Below are 15,595 nucleotides of genomic sequence, written 5' to 3'. Positions count from 1 at the left end.
CTTAAAAGGAATCAGGTTCTAAACCTGATTCCTTTTTTCTATGTTTTTATACTCAATGAAAATCAAAGAGCAAACTAGGAGGCTAGCCGCAGATTGCTCAAAGCACTGCTTTGAGGTTGTAAATAGAACTGACGAAGTCAGCTCAAAACACTGTTTTGAGGTTGCAGATAAAACTGACGAAGTCAGTAACATATACCTACGGCAAGGCGAAGCTGACGTGGTTTGAAGAGATTTTCGAAGAGTATTATTCTGCCAAGGCTCCCATTGGATCCCATGGTGCAAGCACAATTGGTTCTGCTTCATAGGCAGCTTGTTCTTCGGTTGTTAACAATTCTTTGCGAACAACGATTTGGTAAGTGTATTCGTCCATCCAAGCGTCTGAGGCAACAAAGTAACCATCTGTACCAACCTTGTCTCCCCATGAGTTTTCAACCTTCCACTTGATTGATTTGCCATTTTCGTCCAAATCAACACCTGTCAAAACCATAGCATGGGTCATCAAGCTTTCGCTGTAGTCCAAACGTCCAGCCTTGTCTTGAGTGAGTTTAATATCCATGCTTGATTCAAAGTCATAAACATCTGTCGCAAGGATTCCTGCTTTACGGTTGCTGAGTTGGCCGACATCTGATCCAAACCAAACAGTCTCACCTGCTTGCATTTGAGCAATCGCCAATTCTTTCAAGCGTTCCATAGGCACGTTGATGTAACGAACCTCACGGCTACCAACCACATTGCCCAACATCTCAACTGTGTAAGATTGGCCGTAAGGTTTGTCAGTAGTTGGGGCGTTGATAACAGAAACATAGTCTTCTAGCGGAAGATTGACATATTTCTTGTAAAACTCTTGTGGTGTAATACCCTTTTCACTTTGATAATTATTATCCTTATCGCGATAAGCAAAGTCAAATTTACGTGGTGGGAGACCTAGTGACATGGCAAGGAAGTTAAAGATCTCTTGCAAGAGGTCTTCTTTCTTAGCTTGAACAGTCGCTTGGTCTGCGCCAGAAGCTAGTAAGTCACGCAAGATTTGAGCATCTTGGCGAAGCAATTTGTTAAGGATGGCATTTAACTCACGACTACTGCTAGATGAAACAGACTCAGGGTAAACTGACTTAGGCACGACACCGTATTTCTCAAAGAGAGAAACGACCATATCCCATTGACCGCCATCTTGTTGTGGAGTTTGAAGTAGGAATTTAACCTTACGGCTCGTCAAGTCTTGGTCTGCAGTCGCAATGACTTGCTCCAAAAACCAGTTTGATTTCTCATACTTGTCCCAGAAGAAAGTGTGGGCTTGTGATAACTCAAAGTTCTCCAATTTGTATTGCGAGATGAGTTTGTGGCGGAAGGTGTTGAGGGCCGCAAACATCCAGCAACGACCAGAAGCCTTCTGGTTGGTTACCTTGTCCTTGGTCAAATCCAATGAGAAAACAGGGGTATTGTCTACATGGCTCTGACGACGTTCTAGAGCTGCAAAAATTCCGTTGTGGCTGGCAGCATTTTCAATCGCTTGGTATTTGACATTTGCTTCATAATTGGCAAATAGTTTATCTGTAAATGATTCTTGAATCGCGTTCATAGATTCCTCCTTTTATTCTACAGTCTATTATAACTCTTTTCACAAAGTAAGCAACTGAAAAACATAAAAGGCAAGGACATTCTCCCTCACCTTTTTCGAATATAAACCAAATTAATCAATACTAGCAAGAAGATTTTCCAATTCCTCCTTGATCAAGCGACGCCATTCCCCTCGTTCTAAGTTCTCATCCAATACTAGCGTTCCCATAGTCAAACGTTGCAAGTCTACTACTTCCTTGCCACAGTAGGCCACCATACGCTTGACCTGATGAAACTTCCCTTCTGCAATGGTCACACGGATTTGGCTTTGATTCTTTTCTGCATCTGTGGAAAGAATCTCCAGTCTAGCGGGCTGACAGGTAAAGTCTTTGAGAGGAATACCCTCAGCAAATATCTCCACATCTTCTTGGGCCATCATTCCCTTGACCTGAGCCAGATATGTCTTGTCCACATGACGCTTAGGTGAAAGAAGAGCATGGGCCAGCTGGCCGTCATTAGTCAAGAGCAAAAGACCATGCGTGTCAATATCCAAGCGTCCTACTGGGAAAACTTCCTTGCTCCGAGCAATATCATCCAGCAAGTCCAGAACGGTTCTGTGCTTAGGATCCTCAGTCGCTGAGATAACTCCTTGGGGCTTGTTCATCATGTAGTAGACAAACTCTTCATACTCCAACACTTGCCCATCAAAGCGAATGTCATCTCTTTCTTCATCAATCTGCAATTTAGCTGATTTCTCTTTTTTACCATTTACCGTCACGCGCCCAGCCTTGAGCAAGTTTTTGACCTCAGTCCGGCTCCCCACAGCGCAGGCAACTAAAAATTTATCTAATCTCATAGAACTATTATATCATACTCAAAAGGAGGCTGGTACAATGACCAACCTCCTTTTCGTTTCATACTCTTCAAAAATCTCTTCAAACCGCGTCAACGTCGCCTTGCCGTATATATGTTACTGACTTCGTCAGTTCTATCTACAACCTCAAAACAGTGTTTTGAGCTGACTTCGTCAGTTCTATCTACAACCTCAAAGCAGTGCTTTAAGCAACCTGCGGCTAGTTTCCTAGTTTGCTCTTTGATTTTCATTGAGTATCAGATTTAAGAAATTAACTTCCTCGTCTCCAGAAAATCGCTAAGACAATCATGGAACCTAGTACTGCCGGAATAATGGCAGTTCCTGCTATTATCGGTCCCCAAGTCCCAAAAAGCAAGTGGCCTATAAAGGCACCAATCCAGCCGAGAAACATTTTTCCAAAACATCCCATTCGCTCTCCACGATTGGTCAGAGTACCTGCTAAAAATCCCACTAGGAGACCAACGAACATACTTCCTAACATATTATCTCCTTAATTTGCCCAATCTCCGTTACGGAAGAGTGGTACACGTGTCCCATCCTCACGGATACCATCGATATCCATTTGGTTAGAACCAATCATAAAGTCTACGTGAACATCTGAACGGTTAAGCCCCGCAGCTTCAAGCTCCTCTTCGCTCATCTCCGCTCCACCAACGACGCTAGTCGCATAGGCTGCACCGATAGCCAAGTGATTTGACGCATTTTCATCGAAAAGGGTGTTGAAGAAGGTAATCCCTGACTGAGAAATTGGGCTTGGATCTGGTACCAAGGCACATTCACCCAAGGCACGCGCACCTGCATTTTCAAAGACGAGGTCTTTCATAACCTGATCACCCTTCTCAGCAGTGATATCTACGATTTGCCCATCCTTAAAGGTTACTTTAATTCCTTCAATGATATTTCCATTATAGCTAAGCGGTTTTGTAGAAGTGACATAACCATCTGCGCGACGGAAATCAGGCGCTGTGAAAACTTCCTCTGTCGGCATATTTGGCAAGAATCCTTCTCCCTGTGCATTGATAGCACCAGCTGATTCCCAAACGTGGTTCTTCGGCAAACCAAGGGTCAAATCTGTCCCTGGCGCTGTGTAGTGAAGGGCTGAAAATTGTTCTTTATTAAGCATATCTGCCTTGCTCTTGAGGATAGCTGCATGCTCTTCCCAAGCCTTAACAGGATCTTCTTCATAGACACGGCAAGTTTTGAAAATTTGGTCCCAAAGGAGATCGACTGCTTCTTCATCGCTCGCAGCATTTGGAAAGACTTTCTTAGCCCACTCAAGTCCAGCAGCGGCTGCTACAGTCCAGCTAACCTTATTAGATTGAGTCGCGATACGCATTGGCTTCATGGCAAGTCCCATAGCTTTGGCAGAAGCTGAGAGCTTGTCAGCATCCACTCCGTTCAAGGCACCTGGATCAGATGAACGAACCCCAAGACGGCTAGCTTTGTTCTCTAAAAGATAGTTCATCTCAGCAATCTTGTATTCTGGCACATTGTCCAGACGCTCCATCGGTGCGTGGAGGAATTTCTCACGGTTGATGACATCATCTGTCCACTGAACGATAACCTCATGCGCACCCAAAGCATAAGCTTCTTTGACGATTAAGTGAGCCAACTCACGTTGTTCCACATCGATAGAGAGAGCCAAAGTGTGACCAGGTTGCACGTTAATTCCGTTCGCAACCAACAATTTCGCATATTTTTCTAGATTTTCTTTAAAATTTGGTAAAACCATGTTATTTTCTCTTTTCTATTTTTATTTTTCTTTCAAAGCAGAAAGTAGTCCTGCTAGTGCAATAGTACTGTCGATAGAAGCATTGTCTGGTCAGCAAGTTCCAATTGATACTCAAACACCTTCTCAGCCGGCTTGTCTTCCGCAAAAATTCTGAGTTTCGTCTTTTTCCCTCCAAGACCTTAAAACAACTCATCAAACAAACTCAACTGGTTATCCTCTGGCATATTGCCGAGAATCCCCATCTCATCCATCTTTTCAACCAAGGTTGATGAGAGCCCGCCACGCTTACGAAGTTCTGTTTTAGAGAGGAATTCTCCCTCTTCACGCGCTCGCACTAACTGCTTGGCAACGTTCTCTCCCAGACCATCCATAGCGACAAATGGTGGAATCAGTGTATCTCCGTCAATGATGAATTCAGTCGCATCACTACGGTAGAGGTCTAACTTCCCAAACTTGAAACCACGTTCCCACATTTCATTGACAATCTCAAGAGTTGTATAGAGGTCAATTTCCACATTAGAGGCCTCATTGTTCTTCCGTTTTTCAGATATTTCTTCCATTCTGCGCTTGATAGCATCCAAGCCCGCCCCCATGGTCTTAATATCAAATGCCTTAGCACGGATTGAGAAGTAAGCACAGTAGTAATAAATAGGATGGTGAACCTTGAAGTAAGCTACACGCAAGGCCATCATAACGTAGGCTGCCGCATGGGCTTTAGGGAACATGTACTTAATTTTCCCACAGGACTCGATATACCACTCTGGCACCTTATTAGCCTTCATGGCTTCGATGTAGCCATTGCGTTCCTCTTCTGAAATCTTCAGCCACAAGCCCTTACGTACTCGCTCCATGATAGTAAAGGCCATCTTAGGTTCGAGACCAGCATGCATGAGGTAAACCATGATGTCGTCCCGACAACCGATAACAGTCGATAGGTCTGCTATTCCTTGCTTAATCAGATCTTGGGCATTGCCCAGCCAAACGTCGGTACCATGGGATAGACCTGAGAGCTGAAGCAACTCTGCAAAAGTTGTCGGATGGGTCTCGTCTACCATTCCACGTACAAAGTTGGTCCCAAACTCTGGAATCCCCAGCATACCCGTCGGCGTTCCTATTTGCTCAGGTGTTACCCCAAGCACGTCAGTCCCTGAAAAGAGGGCCATCACACCTTCGTCATCCATAGGAATTTCATTAGGGTCAATCCCAGACAAGTCCTGCAGTTTCCGAATCATGGTCGGATCATCATGTCCCAGTACATCGAGTTTGAGGACGTTCTCATCGATATCGTGGAAGTTAAAGTGGGTCGTTTGCCATTCAGCCGTCACGTCATCTGCTGGATACTGGACAGGCGTAAAATCATAGACATCCATGTAGTTAGGAATAACAACGATTCCCCCGGGGTGTTGTCCTGTTGTACGCTTGACACCGGCAGCGCCTTGAGCAAGACGTTCCACCTCTGCATCACGATAAAACTTCCCATAATCTCGCTCGTAACCCTTGACAAAGCCATAGGCAGTCTTGGCAGCCACCGTACCAACCGTTCCTGCACGGAAGGCATATTCCTCACCAAAGATATCACGCACATCCAAGTGGGCGCTAGGCTGGTCTTCTCCCGAGAAGTTCAAGTCAATATCAGGAACCTTATCCCCATCAAAACCAAGGAAGGTCTCGAAAGGAATATCCTGTCCGTTTTTGCTGAGTTTATGACCACAGTTTGGACAGTCCTTATTGGGCATATCAAATCCTGAACCGTAAGAACCATCGGTGATAAATTCACTGTACTGACACTGACCACAGACATAGTGAGGAGAAAGAGGATTGACCTCTGTAATCCCAATCATGGTCGCAACGAAACTAGATCCAACAGACCCACGAGAACCAACTAAGTAGCCCCGTTCATTGGAACGTTGTACCAGCATCTGGGAAGCCAGATAAATCACAGCAAATCCATTCCCCAGAATAGAAGTTAATTCTTTTTCAATCCGCAAATCAACAATATCTGGCAGCGGATTTCCATAAATCTCAAAAGCTTTCTTATATGTCAACTCAGCAACTGTTTCTTCAGCCTTGTCGATGAAAGGCGTGTATAAGTCACCCTTAACAACCTCAACGGGTTCAAAGATTTCTGCCAAGGCATTGGTGTTTTCAATAACCAATTTCCGAGCTAATTCCTCTCCCAAGAAGGCAAATTCATCCAACATCTCATTAGTTGTTCTAAAATGAGCTTTTGGAAGAGGAGCAGGTTGAGCATGTTCCCCATGACCTATAGTTCGGTTAATCATTGCCCCCTGTCCCAAACTACGGACGATAATTTCACGGTAAATCTCTTCTTCAGGTTCGATATAGTGGACATTTCCCGTAGCCAGAACAGGCTTACCAAGACGATCTCCAACCTCTATCAAACTTTTGATAATGGTCTGTAGTTCTTCCATATCCTTGACCTGCTCCTTAGCAATCAAGGGAGCGTAGATAGCTGGTGGCATGACCTCGATAAAGTCATAATACTTGGCCACCTCAACCGCCGCATCCACACCTTGGGAAACGACTGCATCAAAAACTTCACCTTCAGAACAGGCTGAGCCTAAAATCAAACCTTCCCGATGGGCATCTAAAACCGTTCTCGGAATCCGTGGCACCCCTTCAAAGTACTTGGTATTGGATAAAGAAACCAGCTTAAAGATATTTTTTAGACCCACCTGATTCTTGACATAGATGGTCGCATGCTTGATCCGAGCTTTTTTATAAGAATCTGGACTAATCAAATCAATGTTAAGTCTAGCTAGATCGGTCACACCATGTTTTTCTGCTACTTCTTTGATAAAAATAAAGAGCAGACGACCAGTAGCTTCCGCATCGTAGTTGGCCATGTGGTGATGTTCCAAAGCCACACCAAAACGCTTAGTTAAAGGCCCCAAACCATGACGTTTATACTCAGGATAGAGATTTCTAGCAAACTCAAGTGTATCAATAACTGGCTGACTAATCTTTGGCAGACCATGACGCTCATAATTGGCATTCATAAAGCCAACGTCAAAGGTAGCATTATGGGCAACTAAGACTGTATCCTTGCAGAATTCTTGGAATTCCTGTAGCACTTGTTCCAGTGGTTTGGCATTTTTGACGTGATCATCTGTAATTCCAGTCAACTCAGTAGTAAAAGCTGACAAGGGATGCCCAGGATTGATAAATTCATCAAATTCAGCAATAACATTCCCCTTGTACATCTTAGAAGCCGCAACCTGAATCAAGTCATTATAGATAGCTGAAAGCCCCGTCGTTTCCACGTCAAAGACCACATAGGTTGCTTCGGACAAGTCCATCTCCACTTCATTGTAGACGATAGGGACACGATCCTCCACGATATTGGCTTCCATTCCATAGATTAGCTGAATTCCCGCTTTCTTAGCCGCCTTATAGCCATGTGGGAAAGACTGGACATTCCCATGGTCCGTTATGGCAACCGCCTTGTGTCCCCACTTAGCAGCTGTCGCAACGATCTCTTCTACCTCGGGTAGAGCATCCATAGTCGACATGTTAGTATGAGCGTGAAACTCAACCCGACGCTCACCTTCTGGCATCAAATCCTTCCGCTCATAGTGAACAACTTCCTGCACATCCTGCACGTTCATAGTCAAATCGCGTGTGAAGTTATTCATCTCCACATTCCCACGAACTCGGAGCCAAGAATTTTTCTTAATTAGATCAAATTTCTGAGCCTCTTCCTCGTTCTTAACCCACTTTTGCATAGAAAAACTGGAAGTGTAGTCTGTCATTTTAAAGTTGATCAAAACACGCCCTGTTCTGGTCACTTTTTGCTCCACATCAAACACAACACCTTCAAAGACCAGACGATTTTCCTCCGTCGTCACTTCGATCATAGGAGTAATCTCTGCCTTATCCAGCTTCGGTTTAGCTGCAGCTTTTTTAGCTTGAAAATCAAAGGATGGTTTCTCTTCCGCTGGAGGAGGTGCCATCTGTTCTAGTTGTTCCATAGCACGGAGCGCTTCCTCATTGGCCGCTTGAACAATCTGCTCATTTTCAGCATGGAAGGCCTCTTCCTGCTCTTGGGTCAACACATCATTTTTCTCTACTTGACAGTTGAAAGTTGGAAAACCAAACTTTTCAAGTTGTTTGGCTAAATTAGGAAGGTGATTTTTCTTAAAGTGTTCCTTATCAATCGCCTCAGATCCTTCAATAAAGAGTTGATTACCCTCAGCACGAACTTGCAAATTTTGATAAAGGGACTTAAAACCTTGACTAGCACATGGCCCTTCAGAAAAAGCCTCTCTATAATAGGCCTGCAAGAGATGATTGGAAAATTCTTGAGACAGAGTCTTGATTTCGAAAACAGCTTTATTGCCTGTCTTAGAAAATTCCTCACTCAGCCCTTTCTTTAATTCTAAAAAGATTTCAATAGGTAAAATATTAGAAAATACAAAGTGAAACTCCCATAACTTACTGATTTTATGAACCACAACACCTTCAATATCAGCCTGAGCTAAAGCAGAATGCTGCCTTATCTCTGACGGTATTCCTAATTGATTCATCAAAATTTCAAAACTATTTGACATTCATTTTCCTCACATTATTCTCCTACTATTTTACCATATTTAGAGGTATTTTCTAAAGACAAAAGGAAGCCACTAAGTGACTTCCTTCTAGAGTGAGGACGGATTAGTCTTCACCTTTATTTTTCTTAATGATTTCTTCTTGTACTGACTTAGGTACATCTTCGTAGTGGTCAAATACCATCATGAATGTACCACGTCCTTGAGATGCAGAACGAAGAACTGTTGCATAACCGAACATTTCAGCAAGTGGAACATAAGCACGAACGATTTGGCTGTTACCGTGTGCTTCCATACCATCAACACGTCCACGACGAGCAGTTACGTGACCCATAACATCACCAAGGTTTTCTTCTGGAACAGTGATTGTTACAAGCATCATTGGCTCAAGGATGGCTGGTTGTGCTGATTTAGCAGCTTCTTTAAGGGCAAGTGAAGCCGCGATCTTGAAGGCAGTTTCAGATGAGTCGACATCGTGGTATGAACCATCGTAAAGCTTAGCTTTAACGTCAACCATTGGGTAACCTGCAAGAACACCATTAGCCATAGATTCTACCAAACCTTTTTCAACCGCTGGGATAAATTCACGAGGAACCACACCACCGACGATTGCGTTTTCGAATTCGAATCCTTTACCTTCTTCGTTTGGAGTAAATTCAATCCATACATCACCGAATTGACCTTTACCACCAGACTGACGTTTGAAGAATCCACGTGCTTGAGTAGAAGCGCGGAATGTTTCACGGTAAGATACTTGAGGAGCACCTACGTTCGCTTCAACTTTGAACTCACGACGCATACGGTCAACAAGGACGTCAAGGTGAAGCTCACCCATACCTGAGATAACTGTTTCACCAGTTTCAACGTTTGTTTCAACGCGGAATGTTGGATCTTCTTCAGCCAATTTTTGAAGGGCGATACCCATCTTGTCTTGGTCAGCTTTAGATTTTGGCTCAACCATCAATTGGATAACTGGTTCTGGAACGTTGATTGACTCAAGGATGATTTTAGCTTTTTCATCTGTCAATGAGTCACCAGTTGTAGTATCTTTCAAACCAACGGCAGCAGCGATATCACCTGAGTAAACAGTATCAATTTCTTGACGACTGTTAGCGTGCATTTGAAGGATACGTCCAATACGTTCACGTTTACCTTTAGAAGTGTTCAATACGTAAGAACCTGATTGAAGAACACCTGAGTACACACGGAAGAATGTCAAACGACCTACGAATGGGTCTGTCATGATCTTGAAGGCAAGAGCTGCAAATGGCTCTTCGTCAGATGCTGGACGAGTTTCTTCAGCGTCTGTATCTGGGTTAATACCTTTGATAGCTGGGATATCAAGTGGGCTTGGAAGGTAGTCAATAACTGCATCAAGCATCAATTGAACACCTTTGTTCTTGAAGGCAGAACCACACAATACTGGGAAGAATTCAACGTTGATAGTCGCTTTACGGATACCAGCTTTCAATTCTTCGTTAGTGATTTCTTCACCTTCGAGGTATTTCATCATCAATTCTTCGTCAGTTTCAGCAACTGCTTCAACCAATTTTTCACGGTATTCTTGAGCTTGGTCAAGGTATTCAGCTGGAATATCTTCTTCAAGGATATCTGTACCAAGGTCGTTCGTATAGATTTCAGCTTTCATCTTGATCAAGTCGATGATACCACGGAAGTCATCTTCAGAACCGATTGGCAATTGGATTGGGTGTGCATTTGCTTGCAGACGATCGTGAAGTGTGCTTACAGAGTAAAGGAAGTCAGCACCGATTTTGTCCATTTTGTTGGCAAATACGATACGTGGAACTCCATACTCAGTTGCTTGACGCCAAACTGTTTCAGTTTGAGGCTCAACACCTGATTGTGAGTCAAGAACGGTAACCGCACCATCCAATACACGAAGAGAACGTTGTACTTCGATTGTGAAGTCCACGTGTCCTGGTGTGTCGATGATGTTTACGCGGTGGTTGTTCCATTGAGCTGTTGTCGCAGCAGATGTGATAGTGATACCACGCTCTTGCTCTTGCTCCATCCAGTCCATTTGTGACGCACCTTCGTGAGTTTCACCGATTTTGTGGATTTTACCAGTGTAGTAAAGAATACGCTCAGTAGTTGTTGTTTTACCAGCATCGACGTGAGCCATGATACCGATATTACGAGTTTTTTCAAGTGAAAATTCGCGTGCCATGAGGTTTGTTTCTCCTATTTATTTTTGATTTCTATTCTATTATAACACGATTTTAATAAAAACGGATAGGCAGGACCTACCCGTTCTCAATGTTTTCATGCTATTGTTGGTTTCAACTTGTAAATTTACAAGTTGAATTGAACTCGGGCTAAAGTTAATTAGCCGATTTGAGCCAGAACGGGATGCTGTGTGAAAAAGATAAACTTCCTTGTATTCGTATTCGTCGAATACTGCGTCAGTTTCCTATTTTCACCTTGCATCCTTACCGTTCCTAGCATCATGATTTTACCAACGGAAGTGTGCGAATGCACGGTTAGCTTCAGCCATACGGTGAGTGTCTTCACGTTTCTTAACAGCTGCACCAGTGTTGTTAGCAGCATCTAAGATTTCTTTTGCAAGACGGTCTTGCATTGTGTGTTCACCACGAAGACGAGCGATTGTTACCAACCAACGAAGTCCAAGTGTTGTACGACGTTCTGGACGAACTTCAACTGGGACTTGGTAGTTAGAACCACCAACACGACGTGCACGTACTTCAAGTACAGGCATGATGTTTTCCATAGCGGTTTCAAATACTTCAAGTGCATCGTTTCCAGTAGCTTCTTTGATTTGCTCAAAGGCACCGTAAACGATTGAAGCAGCTGTACCACGTTTACCATCAAGCATAACGCGGTTGATAAGACGAGTAACTAGTTGTGAATTGTAAAGCGGATCTGGCAATACGTCACGTTTTGGAGCTCTATTTTTACGACTCATTTCTCTTTATCCCCTTTCCTTATGCTTTTGGACGTTTAGTACCGTATTTAGAACGGCCTTGTTTACGATCGTTAACACCTGCAGTATCAAGTGCACCACGGACGATATGGTAACGTACCCCTGGAAGGTCTTTTACACGTCCACCACGAAGAAGCACCACGCTGTGCTCTTGCAAGTTGTGTCCGATACCTGGGATGTAGGCAGTAACTTCGATAAGGTTGCTCAAACGTACACGAGCGAATTTACGAAGGGCTGAGTTAGGTTTTTTAGGTGTCATTGTTCCAACACGAGTTGCAACACCACGTTTTTGTGGTGAAGAAACGTTTGTTTGAACTTTTTTATGACTGTTGTAACCAACGTTCAAAGCTGGTGATTTAGATTTTTCTACTTTTGATTTACGCGGTTTGCGAACCAATTGGTTAATTGTAGGCATCTACATTCTCCTGTGTTTTTTTATTTTTGGTGATGATACACTTGGTGACAGCTATCATCTGTGTGTACTTTTGCAACATTTGTCAGCACGTCCCTGTACACTCTTGAGAGACCAAAAGTAAAAAGTACCGTCTATTATTGTAACAAAATTTTCCCTTGGTTGTCAAGATATTTTTCTTTTTTATTCTTAATTTTAGCTCTTTTGTAGTGCTCCCTAAAAAAAGAAAAAGGAGGAATCCCTCCCTCCTAAAGTTAGTATTGTTCCATTCAATCCCATCAATTTTAGCACATAATAGTTTTCGAGATATGATAGTATCACAACCAACCAGATTCTTTCGCGATATTAGCTGCCTCTGTTCGATTACCAGCATCTAGTTTCGAAAGAATATTGGTGACATAGTTTCGGACTGTTCCGTTGGATAGATAAAGTTTGTCTGCAATTTCTTGATTAGATAAACCCTGAGCGACTCCCTTTAAAACTGAGATTTCTTGCTCCGTTAATGGATTGGGATGCGTCATCACCACTTCCATCAATTCAGGCGAATACTCCTTGCGTCCCTCTAGGACGGTGTGCAAGGTTTGCATGAGGTCTGCAATGTTTCTTTCTTTTAATACATAAGCATCTACTCCAGCCTTGACCGCACGTTCAAAATACCCTGAGCGCTTGAAGGTCGTCACTACAACCACCTTTGTTTCAAGCTTTTCTGCTCGTATCCACTCCAAGACTTCAAGACCTGTCTTAACAGGCATTTCTACGTCAAGGATGGCGATATCTACAGACTCCTTTTCTAATAGTTGGATTGCTTCTTGCCCATTATTGGCTTGAAAGACAGACTCTACATCCGGTTGAAGCGTGAGCAACTGGCACATGGCATCCCGCAACATACTTTGATCTTCTGCGACTAATACTTTCATCTATTTTCTCTCCTTATAAGGTAGTCGAACCTGAACTTCTGTCGGTTGTTTCCAACTAATTACCTTTACTTCTCCCGAAAATGGAAGAACACGATCTTGAACTGTATGGAGCTCATCCCCCTTTATAGAAGTAAAGCCACAGCCATCATCTCTCACTGTTAGAATGAGTTCTTTCTCTGTCCGTTCTAATTTTAAGTAGACTTTAGACGCTTTAGCATGTTTGATGATGTTGGTCACTAATTCAAGCAAAATCATGGAAGCCGTTGACTCCAATTCCTGAGTTAAGCTAGCTGTATCTAGTTGATTAGCTATTTCCACTTCAATTCCAGCAATTTCTAACATCTTTTTTACAGTCTCTAGTTCGGATGTCAAAGTTCTAGACTTAAGATTTTCCACAATGGTTCGCACTTCATTCATGGAATCCTTGCTGATCTGGTGAATTTCTTTTAATTCCTTTTCCACCTGTGGATAAGCCTCCATCTGGAATAACTGCAAGGCTAAATCTGTCTTGACACTCAGCATAGCAAAAGTGTGTCCCAGACTATCATGCAAATCCTGACCGATACGACTACGTTCATTTTCAGCAAGCAATAGATTTATCTGGGCATTTTGCTTAGCCTGAGCTTCTTTCAAATCCTCCACAATACGAATCCGAACCAAGCCAAAAGTCATTAAATCGACAAAAGCAAGAATTACAAGTAGATAGAATAAAAACTCAACTTCGATTCTCTGAAAAATCAAAAGTTGGCCCAAAACAAGGACTTGAGCAAGAAGAAAAGTCCAGACATGTAAAGACTTTAAACCACCTACGCTGAAATGATAACTTAAGAGATTGGATAGAAAAAAGAAAAACCAGATATAATTAACAGCAACAAAGGCAGTATTCCCAACTACATAAGTCAGCATGAGACCCCAATATAGCCAAGACAGGCGCTGGCTCTTAGTTGTTAAAACACCCAAATATGCCACTATAAATAGAATATCAATCAATAAATGCCAGGCAGAAAGCCATCCAGTCACTACAGGTAGGATGGGGAAAATCATAAAAATTAAACTGGCCCAAAACATATAATGTATGCTTTTCAGTCTTTCAAGCATTAAGCATTCTCCTTATGACCTTGAAGGTAAATGGTCAAACCAAACAAAACTGCTGAAAAAACAAGTAGATAAACTATGGTTGATAGATCGATGCTACCCTCGTTTAAGAAGGTCTTGAGCAACTCCATCAACTGATAAGTTGGTAGACACTTCCCGATTGCTTGCATCCAGTCTGGAAATAAAGAGATGGGCATCCAGAGTCCGCCTAAAACAGCCAAGCCTAGATAGAGAAGATTGCCCACGACAGACATCAGCTGACTAGAAGGCAAAAGTGTCAAGGTCAAGCCAAGCGCTACAAAAGCTACACTTCCTACTATCAGCAAGAGCGCAGCCCCAATCCAGCTTCCTAAAGGCATATCCACACCTCTGACCAAGTGCCCAACTGAGAAAACAACCAAGATTGAGACCAGATAATCAACCATCATACTTGTTATCTTTGATAGATAATATTCTACCATATTTACCGGAGTATGGCGCAATGTTTTCTGCCAGTTGTTGATTTTGTCTGTATGTAAAACAACTGGGAATGAAAACATAGCTGTCGACATCATGGAAAAAGCCGTCATGGAGATGAGGTAGTCGCGCATAAAATTAGCCGGTCCACCTGGTGTTTCTTGGTACATTCCTGAAAAGAATAAATAGAAAGCTGTCGGCACCCCTACTGATAATAAATAATAGACGAGTTGCCGTTTGGTCAATAGAAATTCTATCTTATTTAATGCGATCCATCGTTTCATCTTCGTCATCTCCCTTCTGTGTTTCTTCAAAGATGGTATCTAGCAAACTACGGTTATTAACTTCGATTTCTTGTATGCTACATCCTGCTTGAACTAACAGTTCCCAAAAAGTATTTGCCTCTCGTGTGACTACTTGCAGAGCATCTTGTTTTTGTACCCAGTTTTCAACTAAGTTAGACTGCTCAACAATTTCCTTGTATGCCAGAGGAAGGATAAAATGCTTTTCAATTCCCTCACTACGCATGGCTAGAGGTGTTGTATCGCGAATCAAGTCTCCCTTATTCAAGACCAAGATTCGGTCCGCTGTATGCTCTACCTCTTCGATGTAATGGGACGAATAGAGAATGGTAACTCCCTGCGCTTTTAGATCCTGAACAATTTCCCAAAAACGTTGGCGTGTTGAGGTATCCATGGCCGCAGTTGGCTCATCTAAAAAGACAAGTTTTGGTCGGCCAATCAAGGTCAAGGCAAAAGAGAAGAGACGCTTTTGCCCGCCTGACAATTTTTCTGCAAATTGCTCTTTTTGTTGCTTGTCAAACTGCAATAGTTGATCGATCTCCTGGTTGCTCAAGGGATTTGGATAAATACTTTGAAAGAAAGCAATCAACTCTTTGACCTTTAATTTCTGAACGATGACATTTTCTTGAGGCAGATAACCTCTAATATAGTCTAACTGAGAACTCGTCACTGACAAGCCTTGGATGGATACTTGACCGCTTGTGACCAGTTTATCTCCAA

13 protein-coding genes and 2 pseudogenes (1 of these 15 running past the window's edge) are annotated in these 15,595 nt (G+C 42.9%); 1 reads left to right on the top strand and 14 read right to left on the bottom strand.

The genetic code is table 11. The features are described 5' to 3' along the window. Window positions 1-55 precede the first annotated feature (55 nt). Window positions 56-305, top strand: a pseudogene (locus tag AXK38_01530) (hypothetical protein). On the opposite strand, the gene AXK38_01525 reads toward AXK38_01530, so the two are convergent. The 14 genes and pseudogenes from AXK38_01525 to AXK38_01460 form a co-directional block, all read right to left on the bottom strand. Further along, on the bottom strand, window positions 245-1,579 hold the full coding sequence (locus tag AXK38_01525) for an aminopeptidase (protein ID AMH88035.1): 1,335 nt from the start codon (window positions 1,577-1,579) through the stop codon (window positions 245-247). The pseudogene AXK38_01530 and the gene AXK38_01525 overlap by 61 nt on opposite strands. Then, complete coding sequence (locus AXK38_01520) at window positions 1,548-1,691, bottom strand: hypothetical protein (protein AMH89596.1); 144 nt, start codon at window positions 1,689-1,691, stop codon at window positions 1,548-1,550. Before AXK38_01520 ends, AXK38_01525 begins: the two co-directional genes overlap by 32 nt. After that, window positions 1,691-2,413 carry a 16S rRNA pseudouridine(516) synthase gene (locus AXK38_01515; GenBank protein ID AMH88034.1) on the bottom strand — a complete coding sequence of 241 codons (723 nt, stop codon included), beginning with the start codon at window positions 2,411-2,413 and terminating at the stop codon, window positions 1,691-1,693. The genes AXK38_01520 and AXK38_01515 overlap by 1 nt, the downstream gene beginning before the upstream one ends. 268 nt (window positions 2,414-2,681) lie before the next feature. Beyond that, window positions 2,682-2,912 carry a hypothetical protein gene (locus tag AXK38_01510; protein AMH88033.1) on the bottom strand — a complete coding sequence of 77 codons (231 nt, stop codon included), beginning with the start codon at window positions 2,910-2,912 and terminating at the stop codon, window positions 2,682-2,684. A 9-nt stretch (window positions 2,913-2,921) separates the two neighbouring features. Then, on the bottom strand, window positions 2,922-4,163 hold the full coding sequence (locus tag AXK38_01505) for a peptidase M29 (protein AMH88032.1): 1,242 nt from the start codon (window positions 4,161-4,163) through the stop codon (window positions 2,922-2,924). Between the two features lie 21 nt (window positions 4,164-4,184). After that, window positions 4,185-4,312, bottom strand: a pseudogene (locus tag AXK38_01500) (hypothetical protein). 30 nt (window positions 4,313-4,342) lie between these two features. Beyond that, window positions 4,343-8,734 carry a DNA polymerase III subunit alpha gene (gene polC / locus AXK38_01495; GenBank protein AMH88031.1) on the bottom strand — a complete coding sequence of 1,464 codons (4,392 nt, stop codon included), beginning with the start codon at window positions 8,732-8,734 and terminating at the stop codon, window positions 4,343-4,345. Window positions 8,735-8,837: 103 nt separating this feature from the next. Continuing rightward, entirely contained in the window at window positions 8,838-10,919 is a 2,082-nt protein-coding gene (fusA, locus tag AXK38_01490) for an elongation factor G (protein ID AMH88030.1), read from the bottom strand. Between the two features lie 285 nt (window positions 10,920-11,204). Next, window positions 11,205-11,675, bottom strand: coding sequence for a 30S ribosomal protein S7 (locus AXK38_01485; GenBank protein ID AMH88029.1), 471 nt, complete (start codon window positions 11,673-11,675; stop codon window positions 11,205-11,207). 19 nt (window positions 11,676-11,694) lie between these two features. Next, complete coding sequence (locus AXK38_01480; GenBank protein AMH88028.1) at window positions 11,695-12,108, bottom strand: 30S ribosomal protein S12; 414 nt, start codon at window positions 12,106-12,108, stop codon at window positions 11,695-11,697. A 314-nt stretch (window positions 12,109-12,422) separates the two neighbouring features. After that, window positions 12,423-13,022 (bottom strand): two-component system response regulator, encoded by a 600-nt coding sequence (locus tag AXK38_01475; protein AMH88027.1) that lies wholly within the window; start codon window positions 13,020-13,022, stop codon window positions 12,423-12,425. Then, a complete protein-coding gene (locus AXK38_01470) occupies window positions 13,023-14,120 on the bottom strand; it encodes a histidine kinase (GenBank protein AMH88026.1) in 1,098 nt (365 codons plus the stop codon). It lies immediately after the preceding gene. After that, on the bottom strand, window positions 14,120-14,857 hold the full coding sequence (locus AXK38_01465) for a multidrug ABC transporter permease (GenBank protein ID AMH88025.1): 738 nt from the start codon (window positions 14,855-14,857) through the stop codon (window positions 14,120-14,122). Before AXK38_01465 ends, AXK38_01470 begins: the two co-directional genes overlap by 1 nt. Then, on the bottom strand, window positions 14,832-15,595 hold the 3' portion of the coding sequence (locus AXK38_01460) for a multidrug ABC transporter ATP-binding protein (protein ID AMH88024.1). It continues 148 nt past the right edge of the window; the window shows 764 of its 912 coding nt (coding positions 149-912); its start codon lies off the right edge, out of view; it ends in the stop codon at window positions 14,832-14,834. Before AXK38_01460 ends, AXK38_01465 begins: the two co-directional genes overlap by 26 nt.

The organism is Streptococcus mitis (genome assembly GCA_001560895.1).
GTDB lineage: Bacteria > Bacillota > Bacilli > Lactobacillales > Streptococcaceae > Streptococcus > Streptococcus mitis_Q.
This window is presented reverse-complemented; position numbering and strand designations above follow the sequence as displayed.

Excerpts from the sequence above, each read along its gene's own strand:
- AXK38_01525 (AMH88035.1), bottom strand. The coding sequence starts at position 1,579 with ATGAACGCGATTCAAGAATCATTTACAGATAAACTATTTGCCAATTAT.
- AXK38_01515 (AMH88034.1), bottom strand. The coding sequence starts at position 2,413 with ATGAGATTAGATAAATTTTTAGTTGCCTGCGCTGTGGGGAGCCGGACT.
- AXK38_01510 (AMH88033.1), bottom strand. The coding sequence starts at position 2,912 with ATGTTAGGAAGTATGTTCGTTGGTCTCCTAGTGGGATTTTTAGCAGGT.
- AXK38_01505 (AMH88032.1), bottom strand. The coding sequence starts at position 4,163 with ATGGTTTTACCAAATTTTAAAGAAAATCTAGAAAAATATGCGAAATTG.
- polC (AMH88031.1), bottom strand. The coding sequence starts at position 8,734 with ATGTCAAATAGTTTTGAAATTTTGATGAATCAATTAGGAATACCGTCA.
- fusA (AMH88030.1), bottom strand. The coding sequence starts at position 10,919 with ATGGCACGCGAATTTTCACTTGAAAAAACTCGTAATATCGGTATCATG.
- AXK38_01485 (AMH88029.1), bottom strand. The coding sequence starts at position 11,675 with ATGAGTCGTAAAAATAGAGCTCCAAAACGTGACGTATTGCCAGATCCG.
- AXK38_01480 (AMH88028.1), bottom strand. The coding sequence starts at position 12,108 with ATGCCTACAATTAACCAATTGGTTCGCAAACCGCGTAAATCAAAAGTA.
- AXK38_01475 (AMH88027.1), bottom strand. The coding sequence starts at position 13,022 with ATGAAAGTATTAGTCGCAGAAGATCAAAGTATGTTGCGGGATGCCATG.
- AXK38_01470 (AMH88026.1), bottom strand. The coding sequence starts at position 14,120 with ATGCTTGAAAGACTGAAAAGCATACATTATATGTTTTGGGCCAGTTTA.
- AXK38_01465 (AMH88025.1), bottom strand. The coding sequence starts at position 14,857 with ATGAAACGATGGATCGCATTAAATAAGATAGAATTTCTATTGACCAAA.